Raw genomic sequence first — 21,650 nt, 5'->3', positions numbered from 1 at the left:
GTGTTTTGTCTGGACAATTCGCCGGTCAGACCAGCGTCATCACAACTTCCAGACCCGTTGCATCTGCAGTGCTGCACGTACTTCGTCAGCCCGGCCTTCCGAGGACATCTGGGCCAGCAGCGCCAGGGCGGCTTCGTAGCTCACCACGCTGCCATTGGAGGTAATGACGTTGCCGTCGATGACGTAGTTGGTGTCGTATTGTACGTCCACCGCAGGATAATCGTCTTCCAGATCGCCTTCTCCGCCGGCCCAGGTCGTGGCTTTCCTGCCGTCCAGTACGCCGGCCTCCGCCAGTACGAAGGCGCCCGAGCAGTTGCTGGCGAGCCATTCGATCTTGGGCTCCAGCTCGCGGATGTAACCGATCAGGTCCTTGTTCTCAAGCAGCGGGTCCATGTCGTAGCTGCTGGGGACCAGCAGTACGTCCACTTCGGGGCGGTCGCTGAGATGGGCGTCAACGGCCAGGGTCAGGCCTTCTTCCGAGGTCACGGTAGCGCCGTCACCCACGTTGATGGTGATGACGTCGTAATCCGAGAACCAGGCTTTCTTGCTGGCAATGCCGAAGACTTCGATCGGGGCGGTGATGTCAGAGGTCAGCACGCCATCGAAGACTATGATGCCGATGCGCTTGTCAGCCTGGGCTGAGGCAGCCACCAGCAGGAGTGAGAGCGCGAACAGGGTGCGTTTGAGAAGGGTAGGAAGCAGGTAGCGATGAATCATGGAATCTCCTTGAGTCACGGGCGGGCACGGGTAGTCAGTCAGACTTTTGCTGACCAGTTCCCTGGGATTCTATGGCGCCCCCGGCTGTGCTTAAATGCCACAATCATGGCAACTGATGTGAAGAAATTTCACGAATGGATAAGCTAAATCTGATTCGCCTGTTCCTGACGGTGGTGGACCGGGGCAGTTTTGCAGCGGCGGCCGCCGTGCAGGGGCTGTCACCGTCAACCGTCAGCAAGGCGATCGCGCGTCTGGAAGAAGACCTGCGGCTGTTGCTGTTTCACCGCACCACCCGCCAACTGACTCTCACCGTGGCGGGACAGAACTACGCCAAGACGGTGCGTCAGCTGGTTAGCGAATTGGACCAGTGTGAAAAGGACCTGGGGCGACAGAACGACAGCCCATCGGGAAGGTTGCGGGTCAATGTGCCGGTGTCCTACGGCCGTCGCTATGTGGTGCCCATGCTTTCGGGCTTTCGCGAGCGTTACCCCGATATCGAGCTGGATGTGCGGTTCGATGACAGCTACGTCGATATGATCGAGCAGGGTATCGACGTTTCCATTCGCAGCGGCACCCTGGCGGAGTCCGGGTTGATTGCCCGTCAGCTCAGCCCGGTGGACTTTCTGATCTGTGGCTCACCGGCTTACCTGGGGGCGACCCGGACCATTGCCGCAACGGATTTTGGCCGCCACCCCTGGGTCCGGTTCCGTTTCCAGCAGACCGGTCGGGTGCTGCCGGTTATGGTGCCGGGTGACGAGGAATCCCTGATGCTGGACCCCGGGCGCCAGTTTGTGGTGGACGATGGCGAGGCCCTTGCCGAGCTGTGTGCGGCCGGGGCCGGGCTGACTCAGGTGCCGCACTTTATTGCCCGGGACTGGCTTGCCGGGGGGCAGATTGTGCCAGTGGCGCCGGCGTACCGACCGCCCGGGTTTGGTGTGTGGGTGGTGTATCCGGAGCGGGAGTACCTGCCCCAGAAGATTCGGGTCTTTATTGAGTGGCTTGAAAAATACGTGCGTGAGCAGGGGGAAAGCGCCTACCATACCTGGGCCGAAAACCTGGGGGCAGGCACTGGCCCCGTTACGATGGATAGCAGGAGTACAACGTGAGTAACGCCGAATTGTCGGTTCTGGAGAAGAACATTCTCCGGGCCAAGGGAGTCAATGACCAGGGGCTGGCAGCCCTGACGGCGGCAGGCATCAGCAGCAAAGCGGATTTTGCCGTGGTCGGCGATGCGGAAACCCTGGCGGCCGTAACCGGCCTCGAGGCTGAGGCGGCAGAACGGGTGATGGCCTGGGCCATGGGCGAGACGGCGACATCAGGAGCGGCCGGGACGGTCACCATTGACAGCCCGGACGTAGTCCACTGTGCCCACTGTCAGGCCCGGCAGCCCAAGGATTACAAGAGTGGTGATCTGTGTCTGTCCTGCGGTCAGCAGGCGGAACCCACTCGGTCGTGTTTCTGGTGCGGTGAATCCGGTCCGGGGCAGTTCTGTCGTGGTTGTGGCACCCGCTTTGTTGCCATTGCCGAATTTGAGCTGGCGTTGATGCTGCGACGGGATGGCTATCCCCGGGATGATATCCCCACCCGACTTCAGGCCATGGCACCGGCAGAAAAGGACGCCCTGTGGGCGCGGGTTCGCCAGCTTCGGTGAGCTTGTCTAGCTCTGCTCGCCACAGAGCACCTGCGCCAGCGCCTGGCGCACGGACTGGGGCTCCCGGTGCTGGGTCAGCAGCACATGCAGCTTGGCAAAGGCTGCTTCCGGGGTCAGGTCCGCTCCGGCCACCACGCCCAGCCGGTTCAGTGCCGCTCCGGTGGCGTAGACGCCCTGACACACCGCACCCTGCTGGCACTGGCTGATGTTGATCATGGTAACGCCTTGGTTGCAGGCCCGTTCCAGCGATGCCATCCACGCCTCGTCGGCATCCGGCGGGTTGCCCACACCGTAACTCTGCAGCACCAGTCCCCGGACGCCGGGGGCGTTCCAGGCGGCTTCCAGCAGGCGTGCCGGCATGCCGGGAAAGACCGGCAGCATCACCACCGCGGCCGGGTCGAAATCCGGTTGCAGGAAATCCGGTGTGCCCGGTGGCAACAACAGATCTTCCTGCAGTTCAATGTCGATGCCGACCTGGCCCAGCCAGGGGGCGTTGGGGGAGTCGAAGGCATCAAACCCGCTGGTGCGGACTTTCCGCGCCCGATTGCCCCGCAGCAGGCGGCCATTAAAGCAGACGCAGACTTCGGTGATGCGCCGGTCCGCCGCCAGCAGCAGGGCGGTCACCAGGTTGTCGACACCGTCGTTACGAAGCTGGGACAGCGGAATCTGGGAGCCGGTGATGATCACCGGGCGATCACAGCCCCGCAGCAGGAACGACAGGGCACTGGCGGTGTAGGCCATGGTGTCGGTGCCGTGGAGGACCACGAAGCCATCGTACTCATGCCAGCGCTTTTCCAGCATCTGGACAATACGGGTCCAGTGCGCCGGCGTCAGGTTGGCGCTGTCGATCAGCTGATCAAATTCGACCAGGTCGTACTCCGGCAGCTCCGCGGCACGCTCTCCCAGTTCTTCCCGCAGGCGACCGTCGAACCCCGGGCAGGGCACGTAGCCCTGTTCCGACGGCACCATACCAATGGTGCCCCCGGTATAGAGCACCAGAACCCGGGCTGTCACGACGCCACCGCCACGGGCGCCAGCATGGACCGCGGGCTGAGCAGCTGATCCAGCGTGGCCTCGTCCATCAGCGCTTCCTCCAGCACCAGCTCCCGCACGGTCTTGCCGGTGTTCAGGGCTTCCGCGGCAATGCGGGTGGAGTTGGCGTAGCCGATGTGGGGCACCAGCGCGGTGATGATGCCGATGCTGTTGTTGACGTGGGCGGCGCACTGTTCGGTATTGGCGCGGATATCGCGAATGCAGCGCTCGTCCAGCATGGTGCAGGCCGATTCCAGCATCTTCATGGAGTTCAGCAGGTTGTAGACGATCATCGGCTCCATGGCGTTGAGCTGGAGCTGGCCGGCCTCGGCCGCCAGGGTGACGGCCAGGTCGCTGGCAATCACCTGATAGGCGGTCTGGTTGACCGCTTCCGGGATCACCGGGTTGACCTTGCCGGGCATGATCGACGATCCCGGCTGCCGCGGTGGCAGCAGAATCTCGCCCAGGCCGGTGCGGGGGCCGCTAGACAGCAGGCGCAGGTCGTTGCACATCTTGCCGAGCTTGATGGCAAAGCGCTTGAGGATGCCGGAGAACAGTACAAAGGCGCCCATATCGGAGGACGCCTCCACCAGGTTACTGGCCGACACGATCGGTTTGCCGGAAATCTCCGCCAGATACTTCACCGCCAGGGTTTTGTAGTCCGGGTGGGTGTTGATGCCGGTACCAATGGCGGTGCCCCCCAGGTTCACTTCGCACAGCAGACGGCTGGCTTCGTGCAGGCGGTCAATGTCCTCGCCCAGGTTCACTGCAAAGGCTTCGAACTCCTGGCCCAGGGTCATGGGCACGGCGTCCTGCAACTGGGTGCGGCCCATCTTGACGATGTCGGCGAACTCCCGGCCCTTGCGTTCCAGCTGCTGCTTGAGCTGCAGGATTGCCTGCTCCAGCGGTTCGGCGGCAAACTGCACCGCCAGGCAGACCGCCGTGGGGTAGGCGTCGTTGGTGGACTGGGAGCGGTTGACGTCGTCGTTGGGGTGCAGGTGCTGGTAGTCACCCTTTGCATGCCCCAGCTTTTCCAGCGCCAGGTTGGCGATCACCTCGTTGGCATTCATGTTGGTGGAGGTGCCCGCTCCGCCCTGGATCAGGTCCACCACAAACTGATCGTGCAGACGACCGGCGATGATGTCGTCGCAGGCCTCGATGATGGCATTGGCCTTGGTGGCCGGCAGTACGCCCAGATCCCGGTTGGCCCGGGCGGCGGCGGATTTGACCATCGCCAGGGCGCGAATGAACGGCGGGAAGTGGCTGATGGGAACGCCGGTGATGGCGAAGTTCTCAACGGCGCGCTGGGTCTGGATGCCGTACCAGGCGTCGGCGGGGACTTCGAGGTCCCCCAGCAGGTCATGCTCAATGCGGGTGGTCATGATAGGGCCTGAACTCGTAGCTTCGGTGATCCGCGGGGATCACAGGGTAGAAAACGGGAGAGAAAACGGAAAAGGGAGCGGCCCACGTGGTGGTGGGCCGCCTCCCGGTCAGGCTTGCGCCTGTTTGCCGCTGGTGGCGGACTTGTCGCTGTATTCCTTGAGACGCTGGATGTCTTCCGGCTCCAGATCCCAGGCGGCTTCGTCGACGTTCATATCGCTGAAGCGCTTGGCGTCAAAGATTGGCTGCTTGATGCCGGCGGCGATCTGGCCGTCGAAGTCCTTGAGGATGCGCAGGCCTTTCTTGAACAGCGCGATCAGGGCCACCAGGTTAACCAGCGCCAGCAGGCCCATGGTGACGTCGGCGAAGCCGAACACGGTGCCCAGGTCGGTGGTTGCGCCCCAGCACACCAGGCAGATGATGGCTACACGGAAGCCATTGAACAGGTTCTGGTTTTCCGTGCTGAAGTAGTTGAGGCTGTTCTCACCCAGGTAGTAGTTGTAGAGGATGGTGCTGAAGCCGAACAGTACCAGGGCAACGCTCACGAAGCTGCGTCCCCAGTCACCAATGTGATCCGCCAGGGCGGCCTGGGTGAGGGCGACGCCGCCCACATCGCTGGCACCGGCCGGGTCGTAGACGCCGCTGAGCAGGATGATGAAGGCGGTGGACGAGCAGATAATCATGGTGTCGATGAACACCGAGAATGCCTGCACCACGCCCTGGTTGGCCGGGTGCGGTACGTAGGCCACGGCGGCGACGTTGGGGGCGCTGCCGAGGCCGGCTTCGTTGGAGAACAGACCGCGCTTCACACCCATCAGGATCGCAGCGCCGATGCCACCACCGACAGCCGGCTCCAGGCCGAAGGCGCTGTTGACGATCAGCATGATCACGTCCGGCAGACGCTCAGCGTGCAGCGCCAGCACCACGGCGGTGAGGAACAGGTAACCAACGGCCATGATCGGTACCAGCACTTCCGCCACCCGGGCGATCCGCTTGACGCCACCGAAGATGATCATGCCGACGATCAGCGCCAGGGCAATACCGGAGTAGTAGACCGGAACCCCGAAAGCGTCACCAACCGAGGTGGCAACGGCGTAGGACTGCAGGGCGGTGAAACCAAAGCCGAAGGTCAGCAGCAGCAGGGCGGAGTAGAGGCCGGCCATCCACTTCCAGTTCTTGCCAAGGCCGCGGGCAATGTAGTGCGCCGGGCCGCCGCGGTAGGTACCGTCAGGCTCGGCCTGTTTGTAGGTCTGCGCCAGGGTGCATTCTAGGAAACTGGTGGCCATGCCCATCAGGCCGACGACCCACATCCAGAACACCGCGCCCGGCCCGCCGAGGGTGATGGCGACGGCGACACCAGCGATGTTACCGCCACCGACCCGGCCGGCAACCGACAGGACCAGTGCCTGGAAGGAACTGAGGTGACCGTGTTTGTCACGCTGGAACGCCTGACTGGCGCCAAGGATGCGGAACATCCGGCCAAAATAGCGGAATTGTACAAACCGCGAGGCAACGGTAAAGCCGACACCCACTGTAATCAGCAGGGCAATCAGAATCTTGCCCCACAGCAAATCGTTCAGAACGTCCAACATAGCGAACTCCACTGGTCATTGTTATGTGAAGCCGATGAATGACGACTGGGTGATTCCTGACCGTGAACCGCGACGAGGCTGGTGCAATGGCTGCGAAAACCCAGAGGCCATTCAACGGCCCCTTACGGGAATTGCGCATTTAAACAACACATCGCTATTGTTAGAATTTCGCACTATTCGTTACTTTGGCGCAGTTTGGCGCAGTTGCGGCGTCGAGTCGCACCGGCGCAGAGTGTTGTCCCCGGCGCAGGCCCATGCAATGACAGTATCCGGCACCCACCAAGATCTGGCCCTCAACCTGAGGCTACTGTGCAGCTATTACAAATCCATTGCGGAAGTCTGTCGCCGTCTCAACATCAATCGCCCCCAGTTCAACCGTTACCTGAGTGGCCAGTACAAGCCCTCGGCCAACACCCTGCGGCGCTTGTGTGAGTTCTTTGGGGTTGAGGTCCATGAGATCCTGATGCCCCATGGCCAGTTTGAGCGTCTGGTTCAGGCCCGGCCGCCGTCGATGGCCTCTGGTGGACAGCAGGAGTCGGAGCTGGAAGACCACGTAACGCAGCTGAGCCAGGTCAGTCGGGCCGGGCTGGAGCGTTACCTGGGGTACTACTTCGAGTATTACCTGTCGATGTCCACGCCGGGCAAACTTTTACGCAACCTGGTTTGTCTGGAGCAGCGTGACGGTCAGGTGGTGTTCCAGCGCACCGAACGGATGCGGCCTCAGCATGGTCTGCCGCCCTGCCATAACCGCTACCAGGGCATTGCCTTCCTGCTGACCGACCGGCTCTTTCTGGTGGACTACGAAAGCCTGAACCATCATGAAATCACCCAGACCATCCTGTTCCCCAGTTTCCGCAACCGGGTATCCCGACTGACCGGACTCAAGGTCGGCGTTTCCGACAACAGCGAGCGTATGCCCTGCTGCGCCCGGGTCCTGTACGAGTACCTCGGGCCCACCGTGCAGCTGCGCCGGGCGCTGGCCCAGTGCGGCCTCTACGACACCTCTGACCCAGCCCTCGACACGTCCATCCTGGCCGCAGTCAACAACGACATGGCACCCCACGAGTTGCTGTTTCGCGCGAGACATTGAAATAGGCGTTCTGTCGCCGCCAAGGTGCGATGGGCTTGCTTTCAGGTAGACTGTCAGAGAGCAAAAAACGAGAGCTTGACTGAGTCGCATCGTGCCCAAACTTCCCCGCAATACTGTTGCCGAGCATCTGGACGAAGTGAGGTCCTGGGAGGACTTCTTCGGAGTGGATTACCCCGGCTATCTACCCTACTGGGTGGCCTATATGTCATCAGATGAACGCTATCGCTATTTGCTGGCAACCCGTTCGGAATATCGAGACTTCCAGTCGGCAATGCTGAAACCTGGTTTTGACTGGGCGAGTTGGGTTGCCATCTGTCCCTATGATGAGCAAGATCAGCACGGTACCGAATTTCAGGCTTACTGAGTAAGCACCACGTTGAAAGGGACATCAGCATGCAGAAACGATTTTCAGCCCTGGTCATGGCGTCGGCATTCACTGTGTTGTCGGCCTCGAACGTCTATGCGGCCCCCGAGTGCAAAGGCGAAAGCCTCACACCCGACAGTCAGTTTACGTTGATGGAGGATCAGGTCCTCGACAAAAAGACGGAACTGGTCTGGAAACGCTGCGCCGAGGGCATGAGCTGGAACGACGGCGCTTGCGCCGGTGAAGCGGCGCAACTGACCTATGAAGAGGCCATCGCCCGCTACGATGAGGATGGCAGCGGTTGGCGACTGCCCGACAGTGACGAGCTGATGGGCTTGCGGGCCGGTCGGGCGTATGCGTCTGGGTGTATCCATCCAGCACTTAATACCACGGCGTTCCCTGGCGAAGAGCAGGTTGGTGGGTACTGGTCCAGTACCCCGTCATACATGTCAGGTGCCGCCACCAGCGTAGACTTCCGCAATGGTGCACCCAGCGACGGCACTCAGCGGAGCAAGCCCCTGAGAATTCGGCTGGTAAAGAACCAGTAGCCTCAGATCAACCCCTGATCCAGCGCCTTCAGCACCGCCCGGGTACGGTCACGAACGTTGAGTTTGGCGAGGACCGATGAGACCTGGTTGCGGATGGTGCCGACGGATTTGCACAGAGCGTCGGCTATTTCGTGGTTGGAATAGCCGGCGGCCACCAGCCTGAGCACCTGGCGCTCGACGCTGGACAGCGGTTCGCTGGGCAGGCCGTCGTCGAAATCCAGTTCGGGTTTGCCCTGTTCCACCCGGTAGGTGACTGCGGGCTGCAACCAGGAGTCGCCATTGGCGAGGCTGGCAATGGCGCTGGTAAGGGCCTCGAAGCTGACGTCCTTGCGGAGGTAGCCCTTGGCACCGAGGCGGATGCAGTCCAGCACCAGATCGTGATCATCAAAGGTGGTCAGTACCAGCACCGGCGTTTCAAGACCTTCATCCTTGAGCTGTTGTAACACCTCCAGTCCCGAAACCCGGGGCATGCGCAAATCCAGCAGAATCACCTGGGGGCGGTGCTGGTGGATCAGTCCAATTACACCATCGCCATCGTCGGCTTCGGCCACCACTTCAATTCCGGGGCTGATCTGCAACAGGCTCTTGATGCCTTCCCGAATCAGGTTCTGGTCGTCCACCAGGGCAACACGAATGGTCATGGGGCAGGGTCCGGCAGGGTTGTGTCAATGGTAAAGCCCGCCGCACCGGCCTTCAGTTGCAGCGTTCCGTCCAGATGCTCAATCCGTTCCCGCATCCCGGTGAGGCCATTGCCTGGGACGATGGGCGCGCGCGCGTGGCCGTTGTCTGACATCACCAGGCGAATCCGGTCTTGATCGTCCCGTGTCAGGTCCAGGGTGCAGCGGCTGGCACGGCCATGGCGAATGCTGTTGGTGAGCGCCTCCTGGGCAGTGCGAAACAGCGCCTCCGCGACGCGGGCGTTATGGATGTTGAGCCCCGGTTCCAGGTTGAGGGTGACCTGAAGGTGTTTCAGGTCCTGCACCAGGGCCTTCAGCGCCTGGGCCATGTCCAGCTCATTGCTCTGGCGAATGTCGGACACCGCCTCCCGGACATCGCTGAGCAGCAGGCGGGAGATGTCGCGAGCTTTCTGGATGTGGGGCAGGGCCGGGTCGCTGCCGAGCTGGTTGGCAACTTCCAGCTGGATGCTGAGCGCCGTCAGGTGATGGCCGAGCACGTCGTGTAGGTCTCGCGCGATGCGCAGGCGCTCGTCCCGCTGGGCGGTGGCGAACAGCAGCGTCTGGGTGGCCCGAAGCTCCCGCAGCAGGTGGGCGCTGGCTTCCCGGGCCCGGCGTTCGTTGACCAGACGGCTGGAGATCAGCAGTGCAAACAGGTTGAACATTCCCAGCATGGAAGCGTTGATCCAGGCGTATTGCTCACTGGCCTGCACGTAGTACAGCAGTGGCAGCAGCAGGGCGATCATCAGGCAACCGGCGGGGCGCAGGTATTCCCCCAGGTGGCCCACCAGCATGATGCCGAGAATCATGATCATCGCGCTGGGGAACAGTGATATCAGCACCAACAGAGAGGCGCCCTGGATCACCAGCCCCCACTGCGGCCGGTGTCGGGACATCAGGCGCCAGCAGAAACCCGCGAAGTTGGTGATGAACAGTGCCACCACCGCCACCAGGGTTGAGGGATTGAACTCAACCCGCGCCGGCAGGTTGGGATCGTTCTGGTGCCAGAAGTGCAGAGCGATCAGGGTGATCGTGCCCCAGGTCAGCAGACCCAGTGACAGCTCCACCAGTTGGGCACGGGTAGCGGGTAATGACGTCATGGTGGGCATTATTCCATGGCCGGGGCTGAACCCAAATAGAACAAATGTCATCCCCCGAACGTCGCCGCCGTTCGGCCGTGACATTTGATACATGCCCGCAGACCACCGACGGCTCCAGACTTCAGGATCATTCCACTCTTCCGGGAGTCTGTCGTGCGTCGTTCCGCTGTGCTGTTGCTGCCGCTTGGACTGCTGCTCGTGCTGATGGCCTGGCATCTGGCGGACTGGCCGGCGGGTCCGTGCGCCAGTTTCTATCGCGGTGGCCTGGTGGGCGCGGAGAGCAGTTGGACCTGGCCGATGCCCTGTCGCGGCAGGCCATGACATTTGGTACATGCCGCCCGGCTGGCCGGGAGATAGCCTGAGATTCCCGTACTCAGCCAAGGCAGATCTGTTATGAAGCCCAATCACCCCCTGTTATCGATCACGACGCTGGTTCTGGCGCTCAGCCTGACGCTCCCCGAGTGGGCCCGGGCGGATGACTGGAACCTTGAATTTGGCGGCGGTGTACTGGTTATGGACCCGCCCTGGAAGGGCATGCCAACCCAGCATCAGTCGCTGCCGTATGTCCGCGCCGAATATGGCCGCTGGCGCCTCGGTGTGCAGTACGGCCTGTTCCAGTATCGACTGACCCCCGCCGAGTGGCCGGTGGATGTCGGCATTGGCCTGGACTACCGCGATGAGGTCTATGAGAGCCTGTTCTACTCCGACGACGATCTTTCCGACGACCCGGTGTTTGAGGGTTATGACTCTCCCGATGGCGAGGGCGTTGCCCGCCTGGATCTGCGCTGGCAGGATCTGGTGGTGCGGTTGCGTCAGGATGTGACCGATCAGTCCGGCGGCACCAGCGGCGAAATCAGTTACCTGCACCCGGTGTACCAGGGGGGCAAAGGCTTCCAGGTGCGGTTGGGCGGTGGTGTGGTCTGGAAGGACCGTGAATACAGTCGCTACCTCTATGGCATCGAAGGCGACAACATCGACCGTTCCGTCGGCCGCTACCCCTACCTTCCCGATGACGCCCTGAACTACGTGGCGTCCATGCAGGTGATCTACCCGTTCAATCAGCAGTGGGCCCTCAGTGCTCATGCCCATTACGAGTGGCTGGACGAAACCGTCAGTGACAGCCCGCTGGTTGGGCAGGATGGTCTCGGCAGGTTCATGCTGTTTTTGACCTATCGTCCCTGAGTCTGGTGCTATCTCGACATAGATGAGAATGTTTTACATTTGTTGACGTGGAAAGCGTCCCTGTCATTTGCGGGACCTGTGTGAACTGACTACATTTAAGGGGCTTCAGAACAACGCCTGAAGCGCCTCGCAGGCTTGTCCTTTGAGGCCTTCAGGGGTTGCTCTGGGGCCGTTGACATCCAGTTCGATGTGTTTGAACTGAATCTGCGTTGAACCTGCCTTTCACCAGGCTGGATAACGTTGTCCCAGTTGCTCTGGAAGGCATTGGATCGCCTCTGACTCGCATTGTCATGGAGGACCCCGGTCATCTCTGGCCGGGATTGGGCACTGGCACGCTTGGCCCGATTTCCCGATCCGTATTCTGTTCCACGCCGAACGGGCTTCCACTCCTTTGCGGGAAGATCGCCCGGCACGGGCAAGGTCGGACTTCGATACACCGCGAAACCAGTACGTGGCCGTTCCTCCATGGCCTGCCGTCAAGGCTGCTTAGGGAGGGTGTATGTCGAAGTTGCTCGATGCGCTGAGTGTCCGTGCCCAGCTGATTCTCGCAGTTGCTGTACCGATGTTGCTGTTGCTGGTCCTCAGTGGTGTGTCCACCTGGGGTCTGCAGAAAACCAATCAGGTCATCCATACCATCTATCAGGATCGGGTGGTGCCCCTGCGGGACCTGAAGGTCATTTCCGACAAATACGCTGTCCGCATTGTCGATGCCATCAACAAGGCCAACTCCGGTCTGATCTCGGTGGATTCCGCCAGAGACCAGATCATGGAGGCCCAGCAGTCCATTCATGAGCGTTGGGAGCAATACCTGGCCACCACCCTGACGCCCCAGGAGCAGAGCCTGGTGAATCAGGCGGAAACCCTGTTCCAGCCGGCCAATCAGGAGATCGACCGCTCCGTTCAGAAACTGACCGCGTTGTCGGGCAACCGTGCCGGTCAACTGGATGACATTGACGGGCCGCTCTATCAATCCATCGATCCCATCAGTGACAAGATCTCCCAGCTGATCGAGCTGCAGTTGCGGGTGGCAGAGCGGGAGTATGAAAACTCCCTGGAGCTGAAGGCCACCATCGGCCGGGTGATCGGTCTGGTGATTGGCATTGGCTTGCTGGTGAGCGTGGTGCTGACCTACTTCATCCTCAAGGCGCTGTATGGCCGGTTGGGGGGGGACCCGCGCCAGGTCAATGACGTGGTGGGTGAAGTTGCCGAGGGCCATCTGCTGGAACACGAGGCGGCCGATCTCAGACCCAACAGTGTCCTCGGTCGGGTGCGTAGCATGATTCGCAAGTTACGGGACGCGGTCAGCGGGGTGATGAGCAGTGTCAGCGCCATTCGCGAGACCTCCCGTCAGCTGGTTCAGAAAACCCAGGACAGCGCCCAGGCTGCGAACCAGCAGCAAAGCGAGACTGAGCAGGTGGCCGCGGCGATGAACGAGATGACGGCGTCCGTTGCCGAAGTGGCCAACAATGCCCAGAGTGCCAGTGAGGCGGCCAGCCGCGCGTCCTCTGAAGTGGACACCGGCCAACTGCGCATTCGGGATACCATCCGCTCGCTGGAGGCCCTGGCAGAAGAGGTGGAGAAATGCGTCACCATTGTCCAGCAGCTGGCGTCCGAGAGTCAGAAGATTGGCAGCGTGGTGGAAGTGATTGACGGCATTGCCGAGCAGACCAACCTGCTGGCACTCAATGCCGCCATCGAGGCCGCCCGGGCCGGCGAACAGGGCCGGGGCTTTGCCGTGGTGTCTGATGAAGTCCGTTCCCTTGCCCAGCGCACCAACGAGTCGACCCGGGATATCCAGGCGATGGTGGAGAACCTCCAGGAAGGCGTTGGCCGGGTCTCCGATGCCATGGAGCACAGCAACACCCGTGCAGCCGACACCCGCAAAAGTGCCCGTACTGCCATTGAGGTGCTGGACAGCATCCAGTCGGCGGTCAATGAGATCACCGACCTGAATGCCCAGATTGCCAGTGCTGCGGAGGAGCAGAGTCATGTCGCAGATGAGATCAACCGTAACATCCACCGGATCACCTCGGCCGGGGAGCAGACGGTTGAGCTCAACAACAACCTTCGCGCCACCGGGCAGGATTTGGAAAGCATCTCCAACCGGCTGCAGATGAGCGTGGCGTTCTTCAAACTGGAGCAATGAGGTGGCCGGGCTGGTGTCGTTGCGGCCCAGCCCGGTCATGCAAACGAGGGATCAGACCCGGAACTGCCGCATCAGGGTCTGCAGTTCGTTGCCCAGGGAGTGGAGCTGTCCAATAGCCACTGCCGTGGTGTTGATGCCGGCCGTGGAGCGTTCAACGATCTGGTGAACCCGGTTGACGTTCTCATCGATGGACTGGGACACACTGGCCTGTTCCTCGGCTGCGGCGGCGATGGACGCGGCGGTCTCGTCGATCCGGGTGACCGAATCAGCAATCGCCATCAGGCTCTGATCCGCTTCCTCCGCCTGGCTGGCGGTACGACGGGCGCCGTCCAGACTGTCGCCCATGGAGCGGGACGCCTGAGCCGCCTTACCCTGGAGTGATTCGATAATGGTCTGGATTTCGCTGGTCGACTCCTGGGTTCTTGAGGCCAACTGACGTACCTCATCGGCAACCACCGCAAAGCCCCGGCCCTGTTCGCCGGCCCGGGCGGCCTCGATGGCGGCATTGAGCGCCAGCAGGTTGGTCTGTTCGGCGATGGCCCCAATCACTTCCAGTACCGATCCGACCTGTTGGCTTTCGTTGTTGAGCTGTTCGATCAGCCCGGCATTGGCTTCCATATCGCTGGCCAGGGCCTGCATTGCCGTACGGGTATCCTGTACCAGGCCGCGACCGGTCTGGGTCTGGTTGGCGGCGGAGCGGGCCTGTTGCGCGGTGCTGTTGACGGATTCCGCCACTTCGTTGGCACTGGCAGCCATTTCGGTCACGGCGGAGGCCACCTGGGTAACTTCGCTTTCCTGGTGACGGGCGTCCTCCATGGCCTGGTTGGACGTTTGGGTCAGGGCCTGGGACGACTCTGCCAACTGGCTCACCGCCTGGGAAACCTGGCTGATGGTGACACGGATCTTTTCCGCGAACTTGTTGAAGTTACGGGACAGGTCGCTGAGTTCGTCGCGACCTTCGGCGGGCAGGCGTACGGTCAGGTCACCGTCGCCGTCGGCCAGGTCGACCAGGGTGGCGTTGAGGCGGCTGACGTCATTGCGCAGGCGCACCACCACCAACCAGGCCACGGCAATGCTCAGAGCGAAGGCGATCACCGTCAGAAGGATGCCGTTGGTGGTGACGGTCGCCACTTCCTCGTTGGCGTTGTCGGTAGCGGCCTGCATGGAGTCCACCAGGCTGGCGCGCAGATCCGTGGCCAGCTGTGCCACTTCCGGTCCGATCAGGTTCAGGCGCTGGTTGCCGGCGTTGCGGGCCTTGATGGCGTTGACCACCCGCTCAGTGCCGGCCATGTAGTTTTCAAACGCGGCAATCTGCGGTCGCAGGATTTCGGTCAGGTCGGTGTAGTGCCGGGACAGCTTCTGCAGCCGGTCCATGGTTGCGGCCAGGTCTTCCCGGAAGTACTGCTCGTTGTGCTCGCTGTTGTCACGCAGGTAGCGGTTTACGTATACCCGCGCCAGCAGCAGGTTGCGAATGGTCTGGCTGATGTCGACCGCCGCCATAGTGTCGTACTCGGCGAGGGCCTTGTCCTGCTGGAACTTGAGCACGTCTTCCACCGCCGGGCCATTGACACTGAGGTTGTTCTCGATTTCGTCCTCGATCATCGCCTGGTTGCGAACGATGGTGCTGAGGAACACATCCCGGTATTCCGATTTCAGCGCTTCGATGCGTTTGATCTTGGCTGCCCGTGCGGTGTTGCTGATTTCGCGGCTGGCCACCGCCAGGCGCTCTTCCCACAACGCAATGGATTGCCGGAACGCGTCGACCTTTGCCTCGGATGGATCGGACAGGTAGTCCATCACCGCCATCCGGGAGCGGTACATGGAGTCCATCAGGTCAGCCGCGTGATTGGTGTCGGGTGCCAGGTCCTCGGTCACCGAGGCCATGGCGGCTTCGATGCGCTGGATGCTGAAAATGGCGTAGGTTTCCTGGATCAGCAGGAAGACGGCAAAGATGGCCGGGGCGATGGCGATCTTAATGGCAATCGGCAGATTGTTTAACCAACCCATTGAAAACTCCGTGTGCATTGGGGAAGGGAGGCGGGGAATGGTACTGCCGGATGAGGGGCGGGAAAGTTGTATTTTTGTGTCTGACGTCACAGACGCGGGTTAAACGTGATGTTGTGGCAGGTTTGTTGAATGCAATCCCTGTTCAGTTAAAAGTTAAATTTAATCAATGGCTTGCTGGTTTTTATGGTGATTATTCCAGACCCGACATCCGGTGTCTGGGATGTCCGGAAGCTTCGGAAATCACGTATCGGGTGAGGCGGACGCGGTTACTCGGAGGTCTGCACCCGTCGGAGTGAGCGCTCCAATCGGGTTTCCCGTTTGGACAGTTCCAGCAGGCCCTCTTCCACATACACCAGGTGCTGGTGAGACATCTTGCGGGCCAGCTCGCCATCACCCGCCAGAATGGCATCAAGCAGCGCCTGGTGCTGAGCCAGCAACTGGCTGCGGGAGTTGTCCCGCTCAAACAACAGGCTCAGGTTCTCCACGATGTTCTTTTCCAGCAGGTTGAACAGCCCGCGAATGGTGTGCAGCAACACCACGTTGTGGGCCGCCTCGGCAATGGCCAGGTGGAAGGCGGCGTCTGCCTCGGCTTCGCGAACCGGGTCCTGATCTTCGTAGGTGGCGCGGAGTTCCTCGAAGCGGGCTTGCAGTCGCTCCTTGTCGGCGGGGGTGGAACGCAGGGCGGCGTAGTAGGCGGACAGACCTTCCAGGGAATGCCGGAACTCCAGCAGGTCGTACTGGAATTCGTTGTGGTTGGCCAGCAGGTCGAGCAGGGGGTCGCTGAACGAGCTGCCCACCTGTTCGCTGACGAAGGTGCCGCCGCCCTGGCGACTGGTCAGCAGGCCCTTGGCAGCCAACTTCTGAATCGCTTCCCGCAGCGATGGCCGTGACACCCCAAACCGGGTGGCCAGCTCCCGCTCCGGAGGCAGCCGTTGCCCGGGCTTGAAACTGCCTTCCAGAATCATGCTCTCCATGCGCTGCATGATGACGTCGGAGAGCCTTGGGGTCTCCAGGCGGCTTTGGCTCATGGTGGTCGGCTTCCTGAGTGGCCAATGGGTTGCGGTCGCGGTTGGCTGACTGTCGAAGGATACCAAAGCCCGGGCCCGGGCGTCTTTATTCAGGACGGAGATGAGAATTGGTCATACCAATAATCTGATGCCTGTTTACAGTGGCGCTCAGAGGCTCAGCGGTATGGATGCCGTCTTGTCCAGGTATCAAGAACAAAAACTATCTCAGGAATGTTTCTGTGGCAGCGATGGTAGACAAAGGTCGCATGGTTGTTGGCTAAAAATTGACAACAGGTTAATCGGCTCACTAGCATTGGCTATCGACAATTGTAAATTGGTAAGACCAATTATAACAACGAGCAGGTGACCCCTGATGACCGACACCATCAAGCTCTACCCAGCCAAGCCCGCCAAGGTGTACTTCTACGGTACCTGCCTGGTGGACCTGTTCTACCCCGACGCAGGCCTGGCCGGGGTCCAGCTACTGGAGCGGGAAGGCATTGACGTGCTGTTTCCCCAGGATCAGACCTGTTGCGGCCAACCCGCATTCAGTTCCGGCTTCAACGACCAGGCCCGGGATGTGGTTGTGCCCCAGCTGGACCTGTTCCCCGGCGACTGGCCGATCGTGGTGCCGGCCGGTTCCTGCGGCGGCATGATGCGCAAGCATTATCCGGAGCTGTTTGCCGGCACCCCCTGGCAGGCCAAGGCCGAGGCCCTGGCATCGCGGGTATTCGAGCTGACCGACTTCCTGCTCAACGTTTGCCACATTCGCCTGGAGGATCGGGGCGAACCGGTTCGAGTGGCCATGCATACATCCTGTTCCGCCCGTCGGGAAATGGGGGTCGGGGACATCGGACCGACGCTGCTGGCCCAGTTACAGCAGGTGGAGGTGGTTGAGCAGGCCCGGGCCACGGAATGCTGTGGTTTCGGCGGTACCTTTGCGGTACGGCACCCGGAGGTGTCCGAGGCGATGGTGGCGGACAAGACCACCGCCATTGAGGAGGCGGGTGCCGATACCTTCCTGGCGACCGACTGTGGCTGCATGATGAACATCGCCGGCTACGCCGAGAAACAGCAGCGCTCCCTGAAAGGTCAGCATATTGCCAGCTTCCTGTGGCAGCGGGTGGGGGGGGACGCATGAGTACCGATACTGCTCACAGCGACGTTCAGCAGTTTCACCCCCGGGTTCGCTCGGCGCTGGAAAATCCGCAGATTCGCAGCAACTTCCGCTCCGCCATGGATGGGCTGATGGGCAAACGCCAGGCGGCGTTCGAGGACTGGGAGCTGGAAACCCTGCGGGATCTCGGGGCGGCGGTACGGCTGCGGGCACTGTCCCGGTTACCGGAATTGCTGGTACAGCTGGAGACCAATTGCCAGCTCCAGGGCATCCGTGTGCACTGGGCTGAAACCGGTGATCAGGCCTGCGAAATCATCCGGGACATCTGCAAGGCCCGTGACGCCAGGCGGGTTATCAAGGGAAAATCGATGGTGTCCGAGGAAATGGAACTGAACCATTTCCTGGAGGCCGAGGGGATTGAGGCGCTGGAATCGGATCTGGGCGAGTACATTGTCCAGCTGGCGGAGGAGACGCCCTCCCACATCATCATGCCGGCGATTCACAAGAATACCGACGAAATCTCCGATCTGATGCATGAAAAGACCGGCACTGAACGCTCGCGGGATGTGGGGTATCTGACCGCCAGTGCCCGGCAGCAGCTGCGGGACAAGTTCATGCAGGCGGATGTGGGCATTTCCGGAGTGAACTTTGCGGTCGCGGAAACCGGCACCCTTTGCCTGGTGGAGAACGAGGGCAATGGCCGTCTGACCACCACCGTGCCGCCCTGCCACATTGCGGTGACGGGCATCGAAAAGGTGGTGGAACACCTGGAAGACGTTGCGCCTCTGCTGGCGCTGCTGACCCGCTCCGCCACCGGCCAGCACATCACCACCTATTTCAATATGATCTCCGGTCCCCGCAAGGCCGATGAGAAAGACGGGCCGGAAGAGGTTCACCTGGTACTGGTGGATTCGGGCCGTTCGTCCATCTACCAGGATCAGGAGCTGCTCGACACCTTGCGCTGCATCCGCTGCGGCGCCTGCATGAACCACTGTCCGGTGTATGCCCGGGTCGGGGGGCACGCCTACGGCACCACCTATCCCGGGCCCATCGGCAAGATCCTGATGCCCCATCTGCTGGGGCTGGAAAACACCCGTGACCTGCCATCCGCATCCACCCTGTGCGGTGCCTGCGGTGAAGTATGTCCGGTGCGAATTCCCATCCCCAAGCTGCTGCAGCGTCTGCGCAAGGAGTCAGTGGACGGTGATCGCCTGCGGCCGTCGGTGGTACCTGGCCATGGCGTCAAACGTACCCTGAAGGAACAGGCCAGCTGGAACGGCTACCGCTGGCTGGCGTCCGATCCCGGACGCTACCGTCTGGCGGGCTGGATGATGACGCGCTTCCGTGCCCTGACTCCCCGCAACGTCGGTCCCTGGACCCGCTATCGAACGGCGCCGCGACCGGCCGCCAAAACCCTGCATCAGCTGATGGCGGCCCGTCGCCGGGAGGAGCAGTCATGAACCCGGGCAAGACCGCCAGGAATCAGAGTCGAACCGCCATTCTCAACCGACTGCGCGAAGGTCGCGGTGACCAGGCGATGACGGTGCCGGCCAGTGATTTCGCCGTGGTGCGGGATCGCAACTGGACGCCGGCTGAACGGCTGGACCGGTTTGAAGCGCGGATTTCCTCGGTCAACGGTGAGGTCCACCGGGTGGCCAGGGAGCAGTGGATTGACACGCTTTACGCGCTTATGAAGGCTAAAGGGCTTGAGAACCTGCTGGTGTCTGAGGACGTTGAGCATGGCCGTGAACTCCGACGCCTGTGGCCGTGGGAAGCCCCGGCCCTGCTGGGGTATGAACAGCCCATCGAGCACTGGAAGCCGGCCATGTTCAATAACGTGGCGGCGGCACTGACCGGCTGTCTTGGTGCCATTGCTGAAACCGGGTCGCTGATGCTCTGGCCGACTCCACAGGAGCCGCGGCTGATGAGCCTGGTGCCGCCGGTGCATTTTGTCCTGTTGGCCGCAGACTGTGTCTACGACACCTTCCACCAGGCGATGGCGGAGCAGCAGTGGGCGCAACAGGGCATGCCCACCAACGCCCTGCTGATCTCCGGCCCCTCGAAAACCGCCGACATCGAACAGACCCTGGCCTATGGCGTCCACGGCCCCCGAGAGTTGGTGGTGCTGATCCTGGAATAGTGTCCCGGCCAGACGAGACCTTGGGTTGCCCCGGAACCGTCCGCTATCCGGGGCTCCTGATACCCCCTGCAAGGTTGCGGGGGAGCAACAACGACAATAACCACATCCGGAGCTCTACATGTCCGATACTCTGTTTTCCCTGCTGGCGTTCGCGCCGCTGATTCTTGCCGGCATTCTGCTGGTGGGCCTGAACTGGTCTGCCCGTGTTGCCATGCCGGTGGTGTTTCTGGCCACCGCTGCAATTGCCTTGCTGGCCTGGGATATGACCGTCAACCGGGTCCTGGCCTCGACCCTGCAGGGGCTGATCCTGACGGCCGCGATCCTGTGGATCATTTTTGGTGCCATCCTGCTGCTCAACACACTTAAACACTCCGGGGCGATTGCGGCCATTCGCCGGGGGTTCTCCGGTATTACGCCAGATCGCCGGGTTCAGGCGGTCATCGTGGCGTGGCTGTTTGGCTGCTTTATTGAGGGCGCCTCCGGCTTTGGCACGCCGGCCGCGGTGGCGGCCCCGCTGCTGGTTGCGCTGGGCTTTCCTGCGCTGGGGGCGGTGATGATTGGCATGATGATCCAGTCGACGCCGGTCTCCTTCGGGGCCGTGGGCACGCCGATTGTCGTTGGCGTCAGTGGCGGCCTGGACCGGCAGTTGATCGGTCAGCAGATGGCGGCCAATGGTGGTGACTGGGAGATGTTCTTCCGCCTGGTGACCTCCGAGGTGGCGATCATTCACGCTGTGATCGGTATTCTGATGCCGTTGTTGATGTGTGTAATGCTGACGCGCTTTTTCGGCCGTAACCGCTCCTGGCGAGAGGGACTGGAAGTCGCTCCGTTCGCATTGTTTGCCGGTGTCTCGTTTGTGGTGCCCTACGCCGTCGCCGGAGTTTTCCTGGGGCCGGAGTTTCCGTCGATGATCGGTGCCCTGGTGGGCATGGCCATCGTGGTACCGGCGGCCCGTGCCGGTTTCTTGATGCCGCGCCAAGCCTGGGACTTCGCGCCAGCCAAAGACTGGCCCAGCGAGTGGATGGGCAAGCTTGAAATCAGCATGGACCAGGTAGCCAGCAAACAGCACATGTCCGGCGTCAAGGCCTGGACTCCATACATCCTGCTGGCCGGCCTGCTGGTGGCGTCACGGGTGATTCCGGAGGTAAAGGCGGCGTTTACCAGCTACCTGAGCTTTGGCTGGAGCAACATTCTCGGGGAGCAGGGCATTTCCGGCGCGGTGCAACCGCTGTACCTGCCCGGTGGGATCATGGTGATGGTGGTTGCGATCACCTTCTTCTTCCACCGCATGTATCTGAAGGAAATGCGGGCCGCGGTGGTGGAGTCGTCACGCACCCTGCTTGGTGCCGGGTTCGTACTGGTGTTTACCATCCCCATGGTGCGTATCCTGATCAACTCCGGGGTGAACCTGGCGGATCTGCCTTCCATGCCTATTGCCATGGCGCGCGGGGTGGCGGACCTGATGGGGGGGCTGTATCCGGCCTTCGCACCCCTGGTGGGGGGATTGGGAGCGTTCATTGCTGGTTCCAACACCGTGTCCAATCTGATGCTGTCCCAGTTCCAGTACAGTGTTGGCGAACTGTTGGGGGTATCCAGTGTGCTGCTGGTGGCACTACAGGCGGTGGGCGCCGCTGCCGGTAATATGATCGCCGTGCACAACGTGGTGGCCGCCTCGGCGACCGTGGGCCTGCTGGGCCGGGAGGGCCGCACCTTGCGGATGACGGTGATTCCTACCGCCTATTACCTGACGGCGGCGGGGGTGATCGGGCTGGTTGCCATTTTCCTGCTTGGCTTGGGCGATCCCCTGTTTTAGGGACGTGGCGCTGACCGGGAGTCCGTTAGGGTGCTATGGAACCTTTTCTCTCACTGGCGGTCACTCCCGGCTCGCCGGTATGATCCGGCA

At 61.7% G+C, this 21,650-nt stretch carries 20 protein-coding genes; 12 read left to right on the top strand and 8 right to left on the bottom strand.

What is annotated here, in order from left to right:
- Positions 1 to 39: 39 nt before the first annotated feature.
- Positions 40 to 717: a DJ-1/PfpI family protein gene (locus MLD24_RS02745; protein ID WP_227175088.1), complete on the bottom strand. Its 678-nt coding sequence runs from the start codon at positions 715 to 717 to the stop codon at positions 40 to 42.
- Positions 718 to 851: 134 nt separating this feature from the next.
- On the opposite strand from MLD24_RS02745, the gene MLD24_RS02740 reads away from it, so the two are divergent.
- Positions 852 to 1,823, top strand: coding sequence for a LysR family transcriptional regulator (locus tag MLD24_RS02740; protein ID WP_248163630.1), 972 nt, complete (start codon positions 852 to 854; stop codon positions 1,821 to 1,823).
- Positions 1,820 to 2,368: a hypothetical protein gene (locus MLD24_RS02735; RefSeq protein WP_248163627.1), complete on the top strand. Its 549-nt coding sequence runs from the start codon at positions 1,820 to 1,822 to the stop codon at positions 2,366 to 2,368. Before MLD24_RS02740 ends, MLD24_RS02735 begins: the two co-directional genes overlap by 4 nt.
- A 6-nt stretch (positions 2,369 to 2,374) precedes the next feature.
- Here the strand turns inward: MLD24_RS02735 and MLD24_RS02730 are convergent, their stop codons facing one another.
- The 3 genes from MLD24_RS02730 to MLD24_RS02720 all read right to left on the bottom strand — a co-directional run bounded on the left by MLD24_RS02730 (position 2,375) and on the right by MLD24_RS02720 (position 6,372).
- Positions 2,375 to 3,382, bottom strand: a complete 1,008-nt coding sequence (locus tag MLD24_RS02730) for a type I asparaginase (protein WP_248163624.1) — start codon at positions 3,380 to 3,382, stop codon at positions 2,375 to 2,377.
- Positions 3,379 to 4,782: an aspartate ammonia-lyase gene (locus MLD24_RS02725; protein ID WP_248163622.1), complete on the bottom strand. Its 1,404-nt coding sequence runs from the start codon at positions 4,780 to 4,782 to the stop codon at positions 3,379 to 3,381. Before MLD24_RS02725 ends, MLD24_RS02730 begins: the two co-directional genes overlap by 4 nt.
- Positions 4,783 to 4,890: 108 nt before the next feature.
- Positions 4,891 to 6,372 (bottom strand): alanine/glycine:cation symporter family protein, encoded by a 1,482-nt coding sequence (locus tag MLD24_RS02720; protein ID WP_248163620.1) that lies wholly within the window; start codon positions 6,370 to 6,372, stop codon positions 4,891 to 4,893.
- 259 nt (positions 6,373 to 6,631) lie between these two features.
- Between MLD24_RS02720 and MLD24_RS02715 the strand changes: the two genes are divergently transcribed.
- The 3 genes from MLD24_RS02715 (at position 6,632) to MLD24_RS02705 (ending at position 8,374) form a co-directional block, all read left to right on the top strand.
- Entirely contained in the window at positions 6,632 to 7,462 is an 831-nt protein-coding gene (locus MLD24_RS02715) for a helix-turn-helix domain-containing protein (protein WP_248163618.1), read from the top strand.
- A 91-nt stretch (positions 7,463 to 7,553) separates the two neighbouring features.
- Complete coding sequence (locus MLD24_RS02710; protein WP_248163616.1) at positions 7,554 to 7,826, top strand: hypothetical protein; 273 nt, start codon at positions 7,554 to 7,556, stop codon at positions 7,824 to 7,826.
- 29 nt (positions 7,827 to 7,855) lie between these two features.
- Complete coding sequence (locus MLD24_RS02705) at positions 7,856 to 8,374, top strand: Lcl C-terminal domain-containing protein (RefSeq protein ID WP_248163614.1); 519 nt, start codon at positions 7,856 to 7,858, stop codon at positions 8,372 to 8,374.
- 2 nt (positions 8,375 to 8,376) lie between these two features.
- On the opposite strand, the gene MLD24_RS02700 is transcribed toward MLD24_RS02705, so the two are convergent.
- Complete coding sequence (locus MLD24_RS02700; protein WP_227175103.1) at positions 8,377 to 9,015, bottom strand: response regulator; 639 nt, start codon at positions 9,013 to 9,015, stop codon at positions 8,377 to 8,379.
- Complete coding sequence (locus MLD24_RS02695) at positions 9,012 to 10,148, bottom strand: sensor histidine kinase (RefSeq protein WP_248163611.1); 1,137 nt, start codon at positions 10,146 to 10,148, stop codon at positions 9,012 to 9,014. Before MLD24_RS02695 ends, MLD24_RS02700 begins: the two co-directional genes overlap by 4 nt.
- Before the next feature lie 153 nt (positions 10,149 to 10,301).
- Between MLD24_RS02695 and MLD24_RS02690 the strand changes: the two genes are divergently transcribed.
- The 3 genes from MLD24_RS02690 (at position 10,302) to MLD24_RS02680 (ending at position 13,476) form a co-directional block, all read left to right on the top strand.
- On the top strand, positions 10,302 to 10,469 hold the full coding sequence (locus tag MLD24_RS02690) for a hypothetical protein (protein ID WP_227175105.1): 168 nt from the start codon (positions 10,302 to 10,304) through the stop codon (positions 10,467 to 10,469).
- A gap of 72 nt (positions 10,470 to 10,541) precedes the next feature.
- Positions 10,542 to 11,330, top strand: coding sequence for a MipA/OmpV family protein (locus tag MLD24_RS02685; RefSeq protein WP_248163609.1), 789 nt, complete (start codon positions 10,542 to 10,544; stop codon positions 11,328 to 11,330).
- A 499-nt stretch (positions 11,331 to 11,829) separates the two neighbouring features.
- A complete protein-coding gene (locus tag MLD24_RS02680) occupies positions 11,830 to 13,476 on the top strand; it encodes a methyl-accepting chemotaxis protein (RefSeq protein WP_248163607.1) in 1,647 nt (548 codons plus the stop codon).
- 51 nt (positions 13,477 to 13,527) lie between these two features.
- On the opposite strand, the gene MLD24_RS02675 is transcribed toward MLD24_RS02680, so the two are convergent.
- Positions 13,528 to 15,483: a methyl-accepting chemotaxis protein gene (locus tag MLD24_RS02675; protein ID WP_227175108.1), complete on the bottom strand. Its 1,956-nt coding sequence runs from the start codon at positions 15,481 to 15,483 to the stop codon at positions 13,528 to 13,530.
- Between the two features lie 266 nt (positions 15,484 to 15,749).
- Complete coding sequence (gene pdhR / locus MLD24_RS02670) at positions 15,750 to 16,511, bottom strand: pyruvate dehydrogenase complex transcriptional repressor PdhR (RefSeq protein ID WP_227175109.1); 762 nt, start codon at positions 16,509 to 16,511, stop codon at positions 15,750 to 15,752.
- 352 nt (positions 16,512 to 16,863) lie between these two features.
- Here pdhR and MLD24_RS02665 point away from each other — a divergent pair, with 352 nt between their 5' ends.
- The 4 genes from MLD24_RS02665 to MLD24_RS02650 all read left to right on the top strand — a co-directional run bounded on the left by MLD24_RS02665 (position 16,864) and on the right by MLD24_RS02650 (position 21,560).
- Complete coding sequence (locus MLD24_RS02665) at positions 16,864 to 17,631, top strand: (Fe-S)-binding protein (protein WP_248163605.1); 768 nt, start codon at positions 16,864 to 16,866, stop codon at positions 17,629 to 17,631.
- A complete protein-coding gene (locus tag MLD24_RS02660) occupies positions 17,628 to 19,067 on the top strand; it encodes a LutB/LldF family L-lactate oxidation iron-sulfur protein (protein WP_248163602.1) in 1,440 nt (479 codons plus the stop codon). Before MLD24_RS02665 ends, MLD24_RS02660 begins: the two co-directional genes overlap by 4 nt.
- Entirely contained in the window at positions 19,064 to 19,747 is a 684-nt protein-coding gene (locus MLD24_RS02655; protein ID WP_248163593.1) for a LutC/YkgG family protein, read from the top strand. The genes MLD24_RS02660 and MLD24_RS02655 overlap by 4 nt, the downstream gene beginning before the upstream one ends.
- Positions 19,748 to 19,865: 118 nt before the next feature.
- Positions 19,866 to 21,560, top strand: a complete 1,695-nt coding sequence (locus MLD24_RS02650) for an L-lactate permease (RefSeq protein ID WP_248163591.1) — start codon at positions 19,866 to 19,868, stop codon at positions 21,558 to 21,560.
- Positions 21,561 to 21,650 lie beyond the last annotated feature (90 nt).

It is taken from the genome of Marinobacter xestospongiae (assembly GCF_023156385.1).
Classification (GTDB): domain Bacteria; phylum Pseudomonadota; class Gammaproteobacteria; order Pseudomonadales; family Oleiphilaceae; genus Marinobacter; species Marinobacter xestospongiae.
The sequence above is the reverse complement of the archived record's forward strand: the minus strand, read 5'-3'. Positions and strand labels throughout refer to the sequence as shown.

Excerpts from the sequence above, each read along its gene's own strand:
- MLD24_RS02695 (WP_248163611.1), bottom strand. The coding sequence starts at position 10,148 with ATGACGTCATTACCCGCTACCCGTGCCCAACTGGTGGAGCTGTCACTG.
- MLD24_RS02740 (WP_248163630.1), top strand. The coding sequence starts at position 852 with ATGGATAAGCTAAATCTGATTCGCCTGTTCCTGACGGTGGTGGACCGG.
- MLD24_RS02725 (WP_248163622.1), bottom strand. The coding sequence starts at position 4,782 with ATGACCACCCGCATTGAGCATGACCTGCTGGGGGACCTCGAAGTCCCC.
- MLD24_RS02665 (WP_248163605.1), top strand. The coding sequence starts at position 16,864 with ATGACCGACACCATCAAGCTCTACCCAGCCAAGCCCGCCAAGGTGTAC.
- MLD24_RS02715 (WP_248163618.1), top strand. The coding sequence starts at position 6,632 with ATGACAGTATCCGGCACCCACCAAGATCTGGCCCTCAACCTGAGGCTA.
- MLD24_RS02675 (WP_227175108.1), bottom strand. The coding sequence starts at position 15,483 with ATGGGTTGGTTAAACAATCTGCCGATTGCCATTAAGATCGCCATCGCC.
- MLD24_RS02720 (WP_248163620.1), bottom strand. The coding sequence starts at position 6,372 with ATGTTGGACGTTCTGAACGATTTGCTGTGGGGCAAGATTCTGATTGCC.
- pdhR (WP_227175109.1), bottom strand. The coding sequence starts at position 16,511 with ATGAGCCAAAGCCGCCTGGAGACCCCAAGGCTCTCCGACGTCATCATG.
- MLD24_RS02745 (WP_227175088.1), bottom strand. The coding sequence starts at position 717 with ATGATTCATCGCTACCTGCTTCCTACCCTTCTCAAACGCACCCTGTTC.
- MLD24_RS02700 (WP_227175103.1), bottom strand. The coding sequence starts at position 9,015 with ATGACCATTCGTGTTGCCCTGGTGGACGACCAGAACCTGATTCGGGAA.
- MLD24_RS02660 (WP_248163602.1), top strand. The coding sequence starts at position 17,628 with ATGAGTACCGATACTGCTCACAGCGACGTTCAGCAGTTTCACCCCCGG.
- MLD24_RS02685 (WP_248163609.1), top strand. The coding sequence starts at position 10,542 with ATGAAGCCCAATCACCCCCTGTTATCGATCACGACGCTGGTTCTGGCG.
- MLD24_RS02705 (WP_248163614.1), top strand. The coding sequence starts at position 7,856 with ATGCAGAAACGATTTTCAGCCCTGGTCATGGCGTCGGCATTCACTGTG.
- MLD24_RS02650 (WP_248163591.1), top strand. The coding sequence starts at position 19,866 with ATGTCCGATACTCTGTTTTCCCTGCTGGCGTTCGCGCCGCTGATTCTT.
- MLD24_RS02680 (WP_248163607.1), top strand. The coding sequence starts at position 11,830 with ATGTCGAAGTTGCTCGATGCGCTGAGTGTCCGTGCCCAGCTGATTCTC.
- MLD24_RS02655 (WP_248163593.1), top strand. The coding sequence starts at position 19,064 with ATGAACCCGGGCAAGACCGCCAGGAATCAGAGTCGAACCGCCATTCTC.